This is a genomic window from Pseudomonadales bacterium, from assembly GCA_024234435.1.
GTDB lineage: Bacteria > Pseudomonadota > Gammaproteobacteria > Pseudomonadales > Porticoccaceae > JACKOF01.
In genome coordinates this window covers 739,436-755,313 of record JACKOF010000001.1, presented here as the reverse complement: position 1 = coordinate 755,313, position 15,878 = coordinate 739,436, and the positions used below count along the sequence as shown (strand labels likewise).

14 protein-coding genes and 3 pseudogenes are annotated in these 15,878 nt (G+C 50.1%); 7 read left to right on the top strand and 10 right to left on the bottom strand.

Features of this window, described 5'->3' with window-relative positions; all coding sequences use genetic code 11:
- Window positions 1-192 precede the first annotated feature (192 nt).
- From H7A02_03475 to H7A02_03450, 6 genes and pseudogenes are all read right to left on the bottom strand, one after another.
- Window positions 193-1,158, bottom strand: coding sequence for a sel1 repeat family protein (locus tag H7A02_03475; protein MCP5171312.1), 966 nt, complete (start codon window positions 1,156-1,158; stop codon window positions 193-195).
- Between the two features lie 145 nt (window positions 1,159-1,303).
- Window positions 1,304-3,772 (bottom strand): hypothetical protein, encoded by a 2,469-nt coding sequence (locus H7A02_03470; protein MCP5171311.1) that lies wholly within the window; start codon window positions 3,770-3,772, stop codon window positions 1,304-1,306.
- Between the two features lie 50 nt (window positions 3,773-3,822).
- The gene (locus H7A02_03465; protein MCP5171310.1) at window positions 3,823-4,599 is read right to left on the bottom strand and encodes a serine/threonine protein phosphatase; all 777 of its coding nucleotides are present in this window, start codon (window positions 4,597-4,599) and stop codon (window positions 3,823-3,825) included.
- A gap of 928 nt (window positions 4,600-5,527) precedes the next feature.
- Window positions 5,528-5,809, bottom strand: a pseudogene (locus H7A02_03460) (hypothetical protein).
- 20 nt (window positions 5,810-5,829) lie between these two features.
- The gene (locus tag H7A02_03455; protein ID MCP5171309.1) at window positions 5,830-6,609 is read right to left on the bottom strand and encodes a hypothetical protein; all 780 of its coding nucleotides are present in this window, start codon (window positions 6,607-6,609) and stop codon (window positions 5,830-5,832) included.
- 14 nt (window positions 6,610-6,623) lie between these two features.
- On the bottom strand, window positions 6,624-7,352 hold the full coding sequence (locus tag H7A02_03450; GenBank protein MCP5171308.1) for a response regulator transcription factor: 729 nt from the start codon (window positions 7,350-7,352) through the stop codon (window positions 6,624-6,626).
- 82 nt (window positions 7,353-7,434) lie between these two features.
- Between H7A02_03450 and H7A02_03445 the strand changes: the two genes are divergently transcribed.
- The 6 genes from H7A02_03445 (at window position 7,435) to H7A02_03420 (ending at window position 12,069) form a co-directional block, all read left to right on the top strand.
- Window positions 7,435-8,289 (top strand): hypothetical protein, encoded by an 855-nt coding sequence (locus tag H7A02_03445; GenBank protein ID MCP5171307.1) that lies wholly within the window; start codon window positions 7,435-7,437, stop codon window positions 8,287-8,289.
- 58 nt (window positions 8,290-8,347) lie between these two features.
- Complete coding sequence (locus H7A02_03440) at window positions 8,348-9,682, top strand: HAMP domain-containing histidine kinase (protein MCP5171306.1); 1,335 nt, start codon at window positions 8,348-8,350, stop codon at window positions 9,680-9,682.
- Window positions 9,683-9,754: 72 nt separating this feature from the next.
- Entirely contained in the window at window positions 9,755-9,988 is a 234-nt protein-coding gene (locus H7A02_03435; GenBank protein ID MCP5171305.1) for a hypothetical protein, read from the top strand.
- An 11-nt stretch (window positions 9,989-9,999) separates the two neighbouring features.
- Window positions 10,000-10,242, top strand: a complete 243-nt coding sequence (locus H7A02_03430) for a PDZ domain-containing protein (GenBank protein MCP5171304.1) — start codon at window positions 10,000-10,002, stop codon at window positions 10,240-10,242.
- Window positions 10,243-10,278: 36 nt separating this feature from the next.
- Window positions 10,279-11,384, top strand: a protein-coding gene (locus H7A02_03425; protein MCP5171303.1) for an IS3 family transposase whose coding sequence is annotated in 2 segments (ribosomal slippage) — window positions 10,279-10,528 and window positions 10,528-11,384 — 1,107 coding nt in all. Because the reading frame shifts where the segments join, the coding sequence is not laid out codon by codon here.
- A 64-nt stretch (window positions 11,385-11,448) separates the two neighbouring features.
- Window positions 11,449-12,069 (top strand): hypothetical protein, encoded by a 621-nt coding sequence (locus tag H7A02_03420; protein MCP5171302.1) that lies wholly within the window; start codon window positions 11,449-11,451, stop codon window positions 12,067-12,069.
- Window positions 12,070-12,086: 17 nt separating this feature from the next.
- On the opposite strand, the gene H7A02_03415 is transcribed toward H7A02_03420, so the two are convergent.
- Window positions 12,087-12,947 carry a hypothetical protein gene (locus H7A02_03415; protein MCP5171301.1) on the bottom strand — a complete coding sequence of 287 codons (861 nt, stop codon included), beginning with the start codon at window positions 12,945-12,947 and terminating at the stop codon, window positions 12,087-12,089.
- Window positions 12,948-13,011: 64 nt separating this feature from the next.
- Complete coding sequence (locus tag H7A02_03410) at window positions 13,012-13,443, bottom strand: TonB-dependent receptor plug domain-containing protein (GenBank protein ID MCP5171300.1); 432 nt, start codon at window positions 13,441-13,443, stop codon at window positions 13,012-13,014.
- A gap of 61 nt (window positions 13,444-13,504) precedes the next feature.
- Between H7A02_03410 and H7A02_03405 the strand changes: the two genes are divergently transcribed.
- A protein-coding gene (locus tag H7A02_03405; GenBank protein MCP5171299.1) for an IS3 family transposase occupies window positions 13,505-14,682 on the top strand; the annotation gives its coding sequence in 2 pieces (ribosomal slippage) (window positions 13,505-13,772 and window positions 13,772-14,682; 1,179 coding nt in all).
- Window positions 14,683-14,738: 56 nt separating this feature from the next.
- On the opposite strand, the pseudogene H7A02_03400 reads toward H7A02_03405, so the two are convergent.
- Window positions 14,739-14,943, bottom strand: a pseudogene (locus H7A02_03400) (hypothetical protein).
- A 29-nt stretch (window positions 14,944-14,972) separates the two neighbouring features.
- Window positions 14,973-15,618: pseudogene (locus H7A02_03395) on the bottom strand (transposase).
- Window positions 15,619-15,878: the final 260 nt, after the last annotated feature.

The following is a 15,878-nucleotide window of genomic DNA, read 5'->3' as shown; positions in this document are numbered from 1 at the left end:
GCGTTAAATCGCCCCCTATTTTCGCGATTTATCGGCACATAGACACCATTATTCACCTCGAAACCGCAACAATATGGTCTCAATTTACCACTCGCCTTGCTACGATCGCCTAAATACAACAGACTCCAATAGAGATCGTAAGAACTTAGGGAAGGTACGCAGGTTCAAACCCCTGCCTGCCCGTCACTTTCTTTACTTATTTCCGCATGTTTCTCGCAGGACAACCTCGATAGATTCATCCCGTGTTTTCCAGTTACGCTTATCGCAATAGAAAACATTAGAGGTGTTATAGGGCGCGCCGTGGTCGTCACAAGATGTTAAATGCGCGTCGCAATCTATAATTTCCGGGCACCCCCACATTTCACAATTCTGGTAGTCGGTGACTTTTTTACACTCGATTATGTGCTTCATAGTTTCATCGCGGCACGCTTTCACTTGTTGGCTATACTTAACAGTACCCGCTGGAGCGCTTGCGGTGTTGTTACTACTGCTATTCTTACTGCCAAACTTCAGCATCGTTCCGATAGCTTCCCCCAGCTCGTAGGCCGTCATTTCTTTTTTAGGCTGTACGTCGCGTGCTTTTTTCTTGGCGACCATCAACTCGATCGCAGCTTTGTCCATGGCATCCATATCTTCTCTGGTACCGCCAATCAGCTTCAAGCCGTTCATATAAAATGTAGTGGGCGCTTGATACCACCTGAGCGCTCTATCTGTGTCTATTTCCACACCTTTACCGTAGCGATAAATATCACCGACTTCTCTTTGTGCGCGGACATGTCCCTTATTCCCGGCTTTTTCGAACCAGAAAAGGGCCTGCTGCATATCATATCTGGGGTTATTCTTATCCGTATATTCTTTGGCCAGTTCATATTGACCAACGGGATCAGTCGGTTCAAGCACGTTTTGTTCCGCTCGGGTCTGATTGGAGCCGGTCGTCTCAGGCTTTTTTTTGATTGCCTTAGGCAGCTCCAGAAAAGCCTCAGATGATCTGTATGGGGTATCCCATCCAGCGCCGCTTTTGCGATTCTCAGAAGCAGGTGATGCCTTGCCGGCAAGCGGCGCATCGGTGCGGTCATCTGCAAACACTGTAAGTTTGCTTTGGGCAAAGGCTATACCGAGTGCACCAAGTGCGGCCACTACAATCAGTGATTTATTCAAGAAGTTTCCCGAATTCACTCTTTAATACCTCTAAGAAAAAACCATGTTCATCGTTGAGCTGTGATGCCGTAAAGAAACTATCTCGCAGGGCCGCATCTGAACGAACAAGCTGCCCTCGACCCGTGAAATGGAGCAAGGCCGAGATTTACTTCCCATTGATAATCGCAAGCGCATCAAGGCTGTTGGTCGGGCAGACCGAGATAGCATATTTCATCCCCTTATAGACATCCGTTTCTTTGGTGCGTGCAGCCAACAGGCGGTCCAGCTCGGCGGGCTTCTGCTCGTACCAGAACGCATAACTCAGGGTCTTGTACTCGCCATTGTCATAGAAGCCGGTTGGGCCGTAATTGCAGTAGAGTACGGGATAGCCGCGTTTTTCCAGTTCGAGGCCGACCGTGCGCATAGCGGGAACCTGACGCCGGCCGTCATTCGCCATGCCCATACCGGTCCGGTAGGCGACCAAATTTTCATCATAATAGGCATATCCCTGCTCTTTGGGAGCGGGGTTGCGGGCGCGCGCAGCGATGGTTTCATCCATAAAGCGGCGGACGTCTGCGCGCTCATAGTCGGCGCTGGCTGCATCCGCCCCCGGAAACGAGACGCCTGCTCGTTGTGCAGACGACCGCCCATTCGCGCTGCGCCACAGGTTTTCGCCATATTGCCGAACGATCGGAGAGGTGCAACCTTCTGTGCGCAGGAAACGGGCTGTTTCCCGATCGGTAACGAGATCCTTTGCCAGCCCCGTCAGTGTTTCACCAATAAAAGAAAAGGGATTACGACCTTCCACCTCGCCCATGGAATTGACGATCGACATCAGGAAAGCGGAAGTATCCTTCTTGTACTTGATATCCCCCATTTTCTCAAAGGCTGTCGCAAACCGCGGAGCCATTTCAACGTAAGAGGAACTGGTCTGTGAGGTTACGCCATAACGCGTTTCAAACCAGGTTGCGGTGTAGGATTTCCGGCCTGCTGGCAAGTGAGGTTCGCAGACCTCATAGTACTGATACACATAGGTAAGGTAGGCTTCAGCAAATTCGGCTGGGTGTTCAATAAAGTGGAAGTTGCCTTCAATGATGTTGCGGGGCGTGTCGAAATTCGCATATTGCTTCCAATAGGAGCCGGGCTTGTAAACGATGCCGGAACGCCGGTCCGAGACCAGCTTGCGGGCGTAGGCATTCTGCAGGTCAGTCTGTATTTTTGCGGTCGCCGTCTTGTGGCGGTCAAACATGGCGAGGATCATTTTCCGGTCATCACTCACGCCGTCATCAACACGCTTGCGGTGTTCCAGAACGCTTGCAACAGTGATGCGTTCGACGGTTTCAGCGTGGCCGAGCAAGCCGTCCACCTCATAGGCCGGACGCCATGTTCCGCCACCGCCTTGTCGCTTCAGCCACATCCAGAATACGGCATCTTCAGCGGTGTCTGAATAGTCGAAATCCCGCGTTGTTTTCAGGTGCAGGCCCTGAATGTAGAATTCGACGATCACGCGATCCTTATAGTGTTTCCACATCGGATGCGCGCGCCATTCTGGAAAAACGCGATCGATATTGGGCAGGACATGGTTTGCAATACGGGCGATCTCATCCTCCCCATAGTTCAGGCCGTCCTGGGCCGGGGCCTCCTTCTGCGGCTTTGCTTTGGCTGGTGATGCATTGAAGAAGACGCCGTTTGCATCCGGTATGCGTTCGACAAAAATCTTTAATTCCTGTTCGTAGAGATTGGCCTGACGCGGACGACCATTGCGATGGGTGACAATAGCACCGTAATATTTGCCGCTGGCATCTTGATAGAGAAGACGGGCGTCCTGAATTTTGCGACTTTCCAGGCCTTCAACACGCTGAAAAGACTCACTTTCAACCAGAACATCAGCCGCGCGCTTTTGTGCACCAGACTTGCCATAGTCATCGGCCACACCGTAGGACTTTGAGGCCGCCTGCATCAATTCACTGGCCTTATCCTGCTGTCCGGCCGTCCGGGCCTGCTTCGCCTGCTCATATTTTATCTCGGCGTCATAGAACCAGTAGGCTGGGCTTTTCGCTGGGCCGCACGCGGCGAAGGACGTCAAAGACGAAGGGTCAAGACTTTTTCTGCCTGTGAAGTACCCAAAGAGGATTTCACATTGCGCCGTCAGTTGTTCATCGGACAGAAGCATTGCCTGTCGCCGCTGGCTGTTCTGCACAGGCCGGTTACTGGCGTAGGTAACTTGCGCCGTGCGCAGCCCTTCTCCTGTTCGAATATAATGCAGCTCCACACCCGATTGTTGATCGGTGCTCACCAACTGGGGCAGATTTGCCGCTTGCGACAATGCCTTACCGTGAAAGCGTACGATCATATCGCCGACCCGTAACCCAGCTTGCTCAGCGCTGCACGAAGGCTGGATCACGTTGACGACCAGACCGTATTTGTACGCTCCAGCGTTCGTCAACTTGCTGTTCCAGGCAGAGGCTCCCAGCTTCAAACAGTGCGGCAGCGTGGCCATCATGTGTTCGGCTATCCTCTGCGCAGCAGCCTGAGCCGACTTTTCAGAGACCTCTGACTGCGCTTGCAGCGGTAACGAGGTAGCCGACAACAGTAAAAATAATGAAACGGTGGCCGCAGCGGCTGTTATGTACATCTGATATTCTCCTTTGCTCGTCGTAACGACGGTTCCCTCTTTTTTTCTGGTTAGTACATCCCGGCATACGGAATAAAACAGTCGGTTCGAACCCTAAGGAATCTGCGTGGTGCATTAGGCGCGCAAATGAGTGCTGTCAGCCCTCCACCGTGAACCGCACCGGTATCAATACCTGTGGCATAGGGAAACTCTGCTGGTCCTTCGAGAAACGGCTGATGGCCAAATACAACATGTCCAAACCGGCCATCATACGTCTCTGCCCAGAATGGATCGTCTGGGCGCTGTGCGCCGAGGGCGAGAAACTCGCCTGAGGCTGCATCGACAAAGCGCGTACGCAAAACCCTTTCAAAGCGTTTTGCTGCTCGGCCGGTCAGGCGTCTTGCCTCGTCAATTGACGCAGGAAATGTGCTCATGGTGCCAGGAATTCCGCCGTGAACGACAAGCACATCCAGCGGCTTACAGTGAAAAAACGGCACCGACCCATCCATAAATGCCAGCCTTTGCGCGTCTAACTGCTTCTGCAGTTGTGCCAATTCAGGCGCGCGGACAGCCTGCTCGGTGGCAACATCTGGCCGCAGTGTACGGTTGCGCAAGTAACGACGCATCCGGTCTTCGTGATTACCTTCAACAAGAATAACCTCAAAGCTGGCATGGCGACGAAGTGCTTCGACATAGCTGAGAACACCGATAGAGTCCGGCCCCTTGTCGATCAAGTCGCCCACAAAAACCAGCGTGTCCGAGGGCTGAATATCCAGTTCATCGACAAGCTGGCGAAGCGCATCAAGCATGCCATGAACATCACCAATAATGAGAAGCCTGCCGTCCATATCAGAGTTGAAACCTGTAGCTGTCGAGTTTATCGATACCCAGCATATTTTCGATAACGATCACGTTTGGCTCCACTTCGCCCTTTAAGTGCGTATTGCAGTCATGCCTGCCAACAATCAGCATTTGCAAAGTGTAAAACCCGTCCCAAACGTAAATTTGCCCTGAAGCACCATATGTGGTTCCACCGCCGCAAAGACGCCCGTCTGACGTAATAAACCAGTCTGAATAACCCGCCTCTGCGCCAGCAAGATCCCATATGCGGTAGCTCGCGTGCTGTTCCGTGTTTGGCTGCCAGGGTTTTACCATTTTTTGCGTCTTTTCAGATTGAGCCGCACACTTGAAACTGTATTGCTTTCCACCCGGCCTGACGATCCAGTCAATGCGTACATCCGGTGACGGCAGATGGCGGGTGTTGAGGTAGCGCTGTTTTTCGGAAGGCTTCATCTGGCCAAACCGCTCGCATGACAAGACCGCACGACGATCTGATGGCTCCGGCCACAAAGGCAGCGGCAAAATATCAGTACATTCACCGGACTTGCGACTCCAGACACGCACAAGATAATCGCGGCCCCAGGTAATCAGGCGATTATCATCAAGCAGCTCTGCGCCTACTACATCACCCAGATGATGACCCTGCAAATAGCCTGTACGCGCACCCGTTTGCGCATCCCAGATGGCCATGGGCTGAGGGGTTAGTGGTCGCCGCCAGCCGTCATCAAGAAACTCTTTGCGATAGCACTTCCAGCCAAAATCAACGCCGAGAACGGTTCCGTCACCAAGATCAAATAATTTGGATACTTCAGCGCTGCCCGCCAGCACTACAGGTTCACCTGCTTCGGGGATAAACCAGGCCGGTTTGCTTCCATCCCAGATCATTAAAAACGTTCCATCTTCCCAGTGTTTTTCATAGTCACGCTGGGCTGCGGTTAGTTTGTCTATCTGGCGGATCGCAGCCTCCATCTTTTGCCGGGCTGATGAATTGGCCGAGTGAACCGATATTTTTGGCGGATGCCAGCCGCGCCCGCCAACCGCTTCTTCAATCCATAGCAACACATCATAACCCGTGCCTCTGTCATCATCGCCGAGGCCATGATCAAGACTGAGTTCCGTTACCTCGCAAGAATAAAGCAGCTCAATGACCTCATCTGGCCAATAACATCTTACCCAACCATCGGGTGTCTTGCGTTCATCGTCGAGGTAAACTTTCATGTGCTATTTATCTTCCATACTTACGCTTTGCTTCGAGCATTCCCTCTCAAAATTACAGAGTTAAATGACATGACTTTTGACATCGCAGTTTCCTCCTCCTCGGTCAGCTCTCCATCGTCGAGATCAAATGCATGCGAGCTGTACGAGCTATAAGTCGCCCATTCACGAAAAGTCATTGGCACTATCACGGGCGATTTCGTGCTTTCATTAATCTGTTTCAGCTTTGCAACGAGTGCTACGTATTTATCCCACTCGGTGAGATCGTACATTGAGTTGTCGATGCACTCAGGGTCATCAATCATTTTCTGAAAAACCCGATTATGGGCTGAGAGTTCTTCAGGCGTAAATTCCAGAACAATATAGAGCTGATCGTTATAGTTCCGATCTTTGCCATAACCATCGTCACTACAGGCCTCGTATACCATCTCAAGCAGCACTCGATCAGTCAGTGTCTGCGCAGCAAACCCGGCATAATCCAGCAACCGGACAAAATCATCCTGTTCATCCGTGCTCATCTGCAGCTTGACACCTCGATGCGCTGTTGTAACGTAAGGTGCAAGCATTGAGATCATTTTCTGGAGATCTTCTTCGTTTATGTTCCATGCCGCATGATCGATCACCCCCGCTGTATGATAATTTTTCAGCATGTAAGAAAATGTCTCGTAAGCGACGTTAACAATGCGTTGATCGAGCCACAGCGAGACAGGTGCCGCTGTTTTTTCAGGCAGGGCTGCCACTTGATTGTGTTTACCACCCAGCAAGGCGCTCAATCGCTTTTTAATGGTGGTTAGAACACCCATAGTTAATGATTTCCCTATACAGTTTCAGAGTCCAAAAGTCTGTCATTCTGGCTCACCAGACGATAGCCGAAGTTTTCACTGACAATCTCCGGTGCGCCCTCTACGACAGACAACACACCCCGTAAACGGCTAATGGCGGTATTGATAACCGTGTCTTGCGGTGATAGGTTTTTGTAATCCGTCCACACTTCATGCCAAAGCGCCTTGCGACTGACCCACTCTCCCTGGCGTTCAACTATCGCCTTCAACAGTGAAAATGATTGCGGGCGAAGCGGTAGTGGTGTGTTGTTGACCAACGCTTGAGCACTCGATTTTCTGACTTCGAGTGTGTCAAAAATCAGCACACTCTCCGGTGCCCGATTGGACACGGCACGACGTGCAACAGCGCGCAGGCGCGCCCTCAGCTCTTCGCGTTCGAATGGCTTGTTGATGTAGTCGTCAGCGCCCGTCTCTAATCCCAGCACATGGTCACTGACGGAGGTCAGGCGGCTGGCGACGAGAATGCCAGGGCGCTTTCCCTCCAACGCGTTCAGCCACTCGATATAACCAAGCCCTTCACTGCCATCTCCCAGCATCCGGTCGAGAATAACCAGATCAGGCAGATGTGCTGCGCTCTCCCGCTTGGCCTGGTCGAGGGTTTCGGCCAGACTTATCCCATAGCCAAGTTCACTGGCCACATCCGCCATAAGCGATGCCATTGTTGGATCGTCCTCAACGATCAGTAATTGACTGCTTTCAGACATTTCCTTTCGCTTTCCTATATCATCCTGGCTAGCGTACCCCGAAAACACGCTTCCCGCACCTAACAATCGAGGTTAGATACCTTTGAGCTATTCCAGACTATTAACCTTGGGGCTGACATCCCTGCTGATCACCGGATGCGTTTCGCAAGCGAAAACACCCCCAACATTATCATCTGACGCTTTTGACCCTTATGAATCTTCGCTTGCGAGTGCTCTTTACCAGTCTGAAGTCCGCTTTTTGGAAAGGCAGACCGCAGGTGACGCCTATGGCATGGCACGCACCGCGAAATCACGCTTGAATCTGGTAAAACGGCTTGAGGCAAACCCTCCGGAAGAAGACACCCGGGGTTTTGATCTTAAATCTGACCAGCGCCGGGCTGCTATTCTGACGTCTGTTCGCAACATGATAGAGGCCGCCAACCGTATGGCTGCCGATGATGAAGACACGCTTCGCCGAATTGAACAGCTATCACCTCTAACGCCAGCTAAACGGTCCAATCTACTTGGCGGATTTACCGGCATCATCGGCGGCCTGCGGGAAGTTAAAATGACCATAGGGCTGGAATTGCAAGCAAGCCTCGCCCCCACTGAAAAAGACAGCATCATATTACCTGTTGATGGAAGTCAAGGCACAACGATCTACGCCCAACCTGCCGGCCATCAACACCTTGAAACAGCAGCCAAAATCACCATGAATATCTCGCGTTATGCCCAGAATGAAGAGAGCTGGAAGCCTGTCAGTTGCCCGAAGACGTCTGTAGCGCGGCTGCCTTGCTTTGTCCCACCCGGCGACCATTCTGAAATCGAAATCAGCCTGCAGAACAATAGCGATTCAAGGATTAACGTACTGCTCTTCATCAGTGGCAATACCAAAACCGTGGCCGCTACAATGGAACGGCAACAAGTGAACCAACCACATCGGTTAGATGACGAGTAACTAATACTTACCCCATAATAAGCAGAGATTCGTATCAGCGCCGATTATAGGGGGGACAGTGCGAGCCAAAAATCCAATCGCTGTTGCTCTACTCATCAATATACTGGTGACCCTACTGATTGCCTTGATTGCTGGCGTTACCGCCTACAGTGCAATCAATATTGCGGTTGAGCGATCAATCAAAGAGGATGTATCTCGTGACATCGCTGTTATGCTGGATCGGGCACCAGAACGCGGTATCATCCCCGATATCGCTGTTTTAACGAAGAATATCGGTGTACGCCTATCAGAAAATACAAGCGATGAAAGCGGCACAGTCTATTTTCTGGCTAATTCGGATGGCGAAAAAATTATCGGCAATGCGCAACGAATACCGAATCACCCGCCAGGCTCCTGGGTAGAACTCAATGGCATGGACATTGGAATAGCCCCAGGCCCATTGCTTCTACACCGCGTTCATATTGAACCAGATTTTACGCTTACTGTCGGCCGCCGCCTGACCGCGCGCGAATCTTTGAATCATTGGTTTGTGCCAGTGATGATGGTAGCTGTTGTTTTTCTCGGCCTTTGCAGCTCTCTTCTTCTGGGATTACTCAACCACCGCTTTCGCAGCAGAATTAAACGTATCAACTCCGTTTTTCAGCGTGTTGAAGAAGGCGATCTGTCTGCCCGGATTCTATCAACACCGGCAGATGGATCTGGTGATGAGCTTTCACAACTGTCAGTCAATATTGACAAAGCCCTGGCCGAAGTCGAGCGTCTTCTGCGTGGTCTTGAATCTTATAGTCAGGTCGCAGCACACGAGCTTAATCACGCCATATCGAATCTACGCAACCGGATAGTCGCTGCAGGCAATAGCGAAATCGCCGCGGAGGCTGACCGGCTGATTGAACTCGTCACTCATATTCTGGAGCTTGCCAAAATCGAGGCGACTCCCGGCTTTGCCATGAAACCACTCAATCTTGAGAACATCGTGCAATCGGCTATAACACTTTATGCTGAGGCATTTGAAGAAAGTGGCGTCACCTTGAAACAGGAAATATCATGCGAAACAGCAGAAATACTGGGATCTAAGCCGCTTATTGAGAGCGCCCTGGTTAACCTCGTTTCAAATGCACTGAAACACGCACCATCAGGCTCAGCAGTATTGATAAGCCTCTCGCAAGATGGTTGCCGGTTCTCGTTAAGTGTGCGTGACTATGGCACCGGCGTTGAGGATACAACACTGGATGTGCTGGCAGCTTTAGGCCGTCGCCAGAATTCAGGCGGGCATGGATTTGGTCTGCGCCATGTGGAAGCCGTTGCAATACGTCATGGCGCAAAGCTGTCGCTGGAAAATGCTAACCCAGGGCTAAGGGCTACCTTGTATTTTAACTCGGCTAAAAGATCCTAACCCAGATGGTTAGATGGCAGGGAAAGCGCAATAGTGTAAGCTCAAAAAAACAGAATCCAAGGAATTCCAACTATGTCTGCAAAAGAAATGCAAAACCGCGAAGCGTATATCATGGGCCAAGCTTATCAGGTTATCGCACAAATCGCATTGGCAGCTGACCTCTTCGATAATGAAGACGTTCAGCGTGCGTTGGATTACTTTTCCGCCAATGAATATCGGGAAGATTTCTTACCTTTCCCATCAACCCCAATGATACCATCGAATGCTCAAAGCTCCTCTGCGAAAGAGCATTTACAGAAAGGATAAGGACGTTCGTCATGACAACTCAACCAACTCTACGCACTTCTTTTTTTCTGTTAGCGTTAATGTGGCTTTCATTTACTCAAACCGCATTTGCGGAAGCAAAAATCGGTATCGGGCTCAAACAAGGGTATGACACGGCTTACATCTCTGATATTGATCCCTTTGGTAGTGGTGCGGCTTCTGGACTTATGAATGGTGACCGCATCAAAGAAATAAATGGGGTTGCTGACCTGCCCGGTGTTTTTAGGACCAGCTGATACTTGAGAGTATGGTACTCCTTGGAGGGAGTTACCATGAAGAAGACAAGATACAGCGACGAGCAGATAGTCCGGATTTTACGCGAAGCGGACGAACTGCCAGTCACTCAGGTTGCGAAGAAGAACGGTGTGAGCGAAGCCACGATCTACGCGTGGCGCAAGAAGTTCGGTGAGATGGAGGTGAACGATGTTCGCCATCTCAAGCAGTTGGAGCAAGAGAACGGTCGGTTAAAGAAGCTGCTGGCCGAGCGTGACCTTGAGATCGAAGTCATGAAGGAGGTCAGCCGAAAAAAGTGGTGACCGCGTCAGCGCGGCGACAACAAGTCGCCTATGCGGTTAAGCGCGGGCTCTCGCAACGCAGTGCGTGCCGGTTGTTCTCGGTTGCCCGTTCGACATTAGAGTATCAGTCCCGGCTGGATAAAAAAGATGCACCGGCATTGGCTGCCATGCGTCGCTTGTCGCGGTTGTATCCGCGCTTTGGCTATCGGCGTATTGCCATCCTTCTTCGCCGTGACGGGCATCCAATGAGTTTTGATCGGGCATGGCGGCTGTGGCGCAGTGCCCAGCTGCAGGTCCCGAAAAAGCGTAAGCGCCGTCGTGCACTGGTATCCAGACCGAGACCGCTACCACCGGAACAACAGGACCATGTCTGGGCCTATGACTTCGTGTTCGACCGTTGCGCCAACGGTCAGGTGCTGAAGTGCCTGATCATCGTTGATGAATACACGCGCAAATGCCTGGCGATCACGGTGTCGGGTCGCATCCGCTCTGCTTATGTCATCGAGCAGCTTGCTAAACTGATTACGGTGCATGGCGCTCCGCGCCATATCCGGTCTGACAACGGCTCGGAGTTTGTCTCTCGCGCTGTGCTGAAATGGCTAACCGATCATGGCATCAACACGGCATTGAGCGATCCCGGTAAGCCCTGGCAGAACGGACTTGACGAGAGCTTTAATGGCAAGTTCAGGGACGAATGCTTGAACATGGAATGGTTCCGGTCACGAGCGGAAGCACGTGTTGTTATCGAAGCATGGAGAAAGCAGTACAATCAGATCAGACCGCATTCGAGCTTGAACTACCTCACGCCGAATGAGTACATTAAAACCCTGCCGGCAACGGCATCACAACAGACCATACTCTAGATGACAGTGGTCCGAAGAAATCAGGCAGATCATTGCCATCTGGTTTATCGATCAAGCAGAACGCATGCTGAAGTACAACATCGCAAAAGGGCAGCCCTTTATAGTCATGGTAGAGCGTAAAGGCGGACTTAACCGTATTATGGTTGATGCCAACAAACCGTCACGTCGCCTTCCAAAGCAGCAAGGTAATAATTTTTATTCCAACTGCTACATGCCCCCTGATGCAACCTGTCTTGAAACTGTTCTCGATAACTCACAACCAACAACTCAATATAATAGTTCAATAATGCGTCACTACAGCAGTAAAGTAGAGCGTTATAGTTTACTTGGAAGACAACAAAAAGCGCTCTCAGCTTATAAAAAAATGGATGCCCTGTTTTTTCAGGATAAAAGCCTGATCGACTATGAGAAGGCCAGATTGTTTTCAGCGATGGAGAAACTGGGCCTCAAACCTGAAAAACGTCACTTCGATTACGTTTATATGAACACAAAGAAAAGTGTCATTGCCCTATCCGGTGCAGCCGACCTGTTTGCAGAATACGGTGCGATGAATCATGCCGGTGTTTTCTATAATGACATGGTTAATTTGATTAAGCAGAAACCGAAAGAACTTAAAAATAACACGACCTCAATAAAGGGCTTAGCTGCTTCGGCCCCTAGTTTTTTAATGAGTATGTATATTTAGATGTAGATAGAGAGTTATTACTCTTTGATCTTCGCTAAATCTTTGATTGCGTTACGATACTGGAATGTCTTTCCCGCTTCATAGCTCATGGTATAAATAACGCGGTTACGAGGTGCAATAACACGGACCTCTAATCGTGGACTCATTTCACTGATCATTGCTCGGCGTAATGCAGGCACACTATTCGGACACATTTTCATAGCCTCAGCTAACGGCTCCGCTTTTATGTGTGCCACTTTGCGTCCGAACTCTGCACCATATCCATACGCTCTATCCTCATTTTTTTCAATCACTTCAGCAATGCATTGGCGCCGTGCAACTTCATATATCGCATCATCCATTCTATATTCTAATGCATGAAATTTATCGCTCTGCGTCTCCGCGATTGGCGCACCAAATTTTTCACGGGCACGCTTTAAAATTTTCTCACTATTGAGTTTGCCATCTTCGTATAATTCTTCAATCTGGATCCAGGTAGCAAAAGTAACGGAGTCATTTTCTTTTTGCTCACGATGCCGCAAGATTTTTTTATGAGCAGCAGAGGTTGAAAATTTCGTTTTAATCTGTATACGACCTTTCTCGATATAAAATTCTAGCGGAGCATCGCTTTGCGGGCGAATATATTTGATCTCTTCATCAGCTATATTCTGCGCTTGATCAAGCACTTCCTGACGCGACATGCCGGGGTAAAATCCGTAAATTTCGTAATCTTTACGCTTTGCATGCACATCCTTATAGACGTCTTCAAGGATCGGTAAATCGGCACGAATGACAGAATCGTTGGAAGAAAAAACAATTTGCGGAAGGATAATCAGAGCTAAAAAGCCGAAGGCGCCATAGATAATTTGCTTGTTTGAAAATATGAATGGTAACTGCATAAACATATCCTTGATTCTGGTGCCTTTATCTGGATAAAACAACTTAAAAAATATAACCAGGCTATCAATTCATCCGCTGATAATCTAGATCAGACCAACAAAAAGCAGGATTATACTTGTATTCAAAATAAAATTTGACGAAACTCTGGTTGACCCCATAGCCCTCATCTTGCCGTTGAAATTGCAACGCCATATCCGCAACTAGATCTTCGGTTAATCCTGTACTTCCGTAAAAGCTGCCACCATAAGTATCGTAGTTACCTAATTTTTCTTCAATTTCGGCTTGCGGTTCGGAAGTCGGATCTTTAGTAATTACATGTATAACCCCGCCCGTTGTATTGCGGCTAAACAAGGTGCCTTGCGGACCTTTTAAGACTTCGATTCTTTCAATATTATTTAACTCCATCACAGCATCGATATGTCCGCTTATATAGACATCATCCAAATACATGGCCACAGCTGACTCAATCCCGAAAGTGCCACTTTGTAGTGGCATAGTGAATTTGGCCACCTGATTAGAGGTGATATTATCACCTCGGAATAAAACAGGTGACGTAATGACAAAACAAAAAAGACCCACGTTTAGCCCCGAATTTAGACTTGAAGCAGCACAGCTCGTTGTCGATCAAGGCTATACCGTTCGAGACGCTGCCGACGCCATGGGCGTTGGTAAATCCACCATGGATAAGTGGGTTCGTCAGCTTAGAGAAGAACGCGCTGGTAAATCGCCTAAAGCCACACCGATGACACCAGAGCAACAAAAAATCCTCGAGCTAGAGAAGAAAATAAAGCGCATCGAGGAGGAAAAAGAGATTCTAAAAAAGGCTACCGCTCTCTTGATGTCAGACTCCCTGAGCAATTCTCGTTAATCGAGAAAATCAAAGAGAGCCACGCGGTCACGTTAATCTGCGATGTATTTAACGTGCATCGAAGCAGTTATCGGTATTGGGCTAACCGCCCTCGCAGGATTTCGCCTGAGCGTGTAAAACTGTTGAGTGAAGTTCGGGCTGCTTATGAAAAAAGTAACGGTTCAGCGGGTGCTCGAACGATTGCTGGTATCGTCTCTGCTCGCGGCATACCACTCAGTCGCTATCGTGCGAGTAAGTTAATGAAAGCGTTAAAGCTGGTGAGCTGCCAGCTTCCAAGCCATTCCTACCGAAAGGTGAATCAGGAACATGTAGCGATACCTAATACACTCGAACGCCAATTTTCAGTAGCCAAACCCAATCAAGTTTGGTGTGGTGATGTCACCTACATCTGGACAGGTAAACGCTGGGCTTATTTAGCGGTCGTCTTGGATCTGTTTGCCAGAAAGCCTATAGGCTGGGCTTTGTCGTTATCACCTGATAGTCAGCTAACGGGTGCGGCATTAACGATGGCCTATGAGTTACGTGGCAGGCCTCAAGGTGTGATGTTCCACTCTGATCAAGGCAGTCATTATACGAGTCGAAAATACCGTCAGCTGCTTTGGCGATATCAGATAACTCAAAGTATGAGCCGTCGAGGTAATTGCTGGGACAATAGTCCAATGGAGCGCTTCTTCAGAAGTCTAAAAACAGAATGGGTTCCAACAATAGGTTATGGCAGTTTCCAGGAAGCCAAGAACTCAATTATTAATTACATTGCTGGCTATTACAGCCAAACCAGGCCCCATCAACACAACAGCGGATTAAGCCCAAATGAATCTGAACGAAAGTTCTGGATTGAATATAAAACCGTGGCCAAATTTAGTTGACCATTACACTTTGAGATCCAATTCCTCGCATAAAAGGTGATGCAGAACCAGATCTGCGTATAGGAAGAATAAACGCCCTTTTCACTCACGTCCAACAGCTTTGGATCGCAGTTGACTCTCTCGGCACCCCTGCGATGCAGCCCGAATCCGGCTGACGGGGAGCCAACAACGCTGAAAACTCACCCTCCTCTTTCCCACTAGCGGCTCCTTTTCCGACAGCCAACACGACGAATCCCTGCCGTGGTGACGTGAGTGCAGCATCCTGGTTGGTATCGTTGTTTTCGGAATCGTCAGTCAAACAGCCCCTGCGGCAACTCAACCGGCGGCGCCCGGCCTTCGGGTAGCTCCCTGGTCTCGCTGATTTCGGCTTTCTGCTTCAGGTGATCGAGGATCTGCTTGATCACCACAGAGTCTTCGATGCAGGCGATGACTTTCATTGCACCGCCGCAGGCGCTGCATGTCTCGATGTCGATATTGAAAACACGCTTGAGCCGCTGCGCCCATGTCATCGACGCTCGTCGTTGTGCTGGTGTTGCCGGTTCATCGGCTACCCTGACCTTGTTACCCCTGCCTCGCTTTGCCGGCGTGACCAACGCCCGGTGCCGACTGTTGGGCGATGGTGTGCGCCAGTTGCGTGAGCTCCTCAGTGGTGGGCGCCTTGACCCAGCGAAACCGGGCAGCCCCATCGGGACGGTCGACGTACACCCCATCGAGGAACAGCATGTGAAAGTGGATATTCAGATCGAGCGCCGAGCCAAAGCGCTGGATGAGGGTGACCGCGCCCGTGTGGGCTGCCCTGTGGGTATGCCATGACTTCTTGATCAGGTGCGTGGCAAGCACGCGATAAACGATGCCGAGCACCTGCCCCATGATCGCTGGCTGGCTGGCGAACAGAAAGCGCAACTGAAAGGGAAAGCTGCCATAAGGCCTGCAAATACCGGGTAATACTCGTCAACCATCTGATAGAGCAGGGTTTGCTCCGGCCGGTGACGCTGGTAACGACCAGCATACTCGTCCGGGCTGGCCATCCTGGCGGCCACATGATACATGATCCGCTTCCTTGCGATGTTGTGCTTTTATACAGCCTATTGCTTAGCGGAAAGTTCTTTAACCCTCAGCCGAAATACCAGCCAGTGCCAGACAATGCCTGCCAGTACCTGTCATCCACTCGATTGTAAATAAGCATTTATTTTTCT

Bases quoted from the DNA above. Each gene is read 5' to 3' on its own strand.
- H7A02_03470 (MCP5171311.1), bottom strand. From the start codon at position 3,772: ATGTACATAACAGCCGCTGCGGCCACCGTTTCATTATTTTTACTGTTG.
- H7A02_03465 (MCP5171310.1), bottom strand. From the start codon at position 4,599: ATGGACGGCAGGCTTCTCATTATTGGTGATGTTCATGGCATGCTTGAT.
- H7A02_03455 (MCP5171309.1), bottom strand. From the start codon at position 6,609: ATGGGTGTTCTAACCACCATTAAAAAGCGATTGAGCGCCTTGCTGGGT.
- H7A02_03450 (MCP5171308.1), bottom strand. From the start codon at position 7,352: ATGTCTGAAAGCAGTCAATTACTGATCGTTGAGGACGATCCAACAATG.
- H7A02_03435 (MCP5171305.1), top strand. From the start codon at position 9,755: ATGTCTGCAAAAGAAATGCAAAACCGCGAAGCGTATATCATGGGCCAA.
- H7A02_03430 (MCP5171304.1), top strand. From the start codon at position 10,000: ATGACAACTCAACCAACTCTACGCACTTCTTTTTTTCTGTTAGCGTTA.
- H7A02_03420 (MCP5171302.1), top strand. From the start codon at position 11,449: ATGCTGAAGTACAACATCGCAAAAGGGCAGCCCTTTATAGTCATGGTA.
- H7A02_03415 (MCP5171301.1), bottom strand. From the start codon at position 12,947: ATGCAGTTACCATTCATATTTTCAAACAAGCAAATTATCTATGGCGCC.
- H7A02_03410 (MCP5171300.1), bottom strand. From the start codon at position 13,443: ATGCCACTACAAAGTGGCACTTTCGGGATTGAGTCAGCTGTGGCCATG.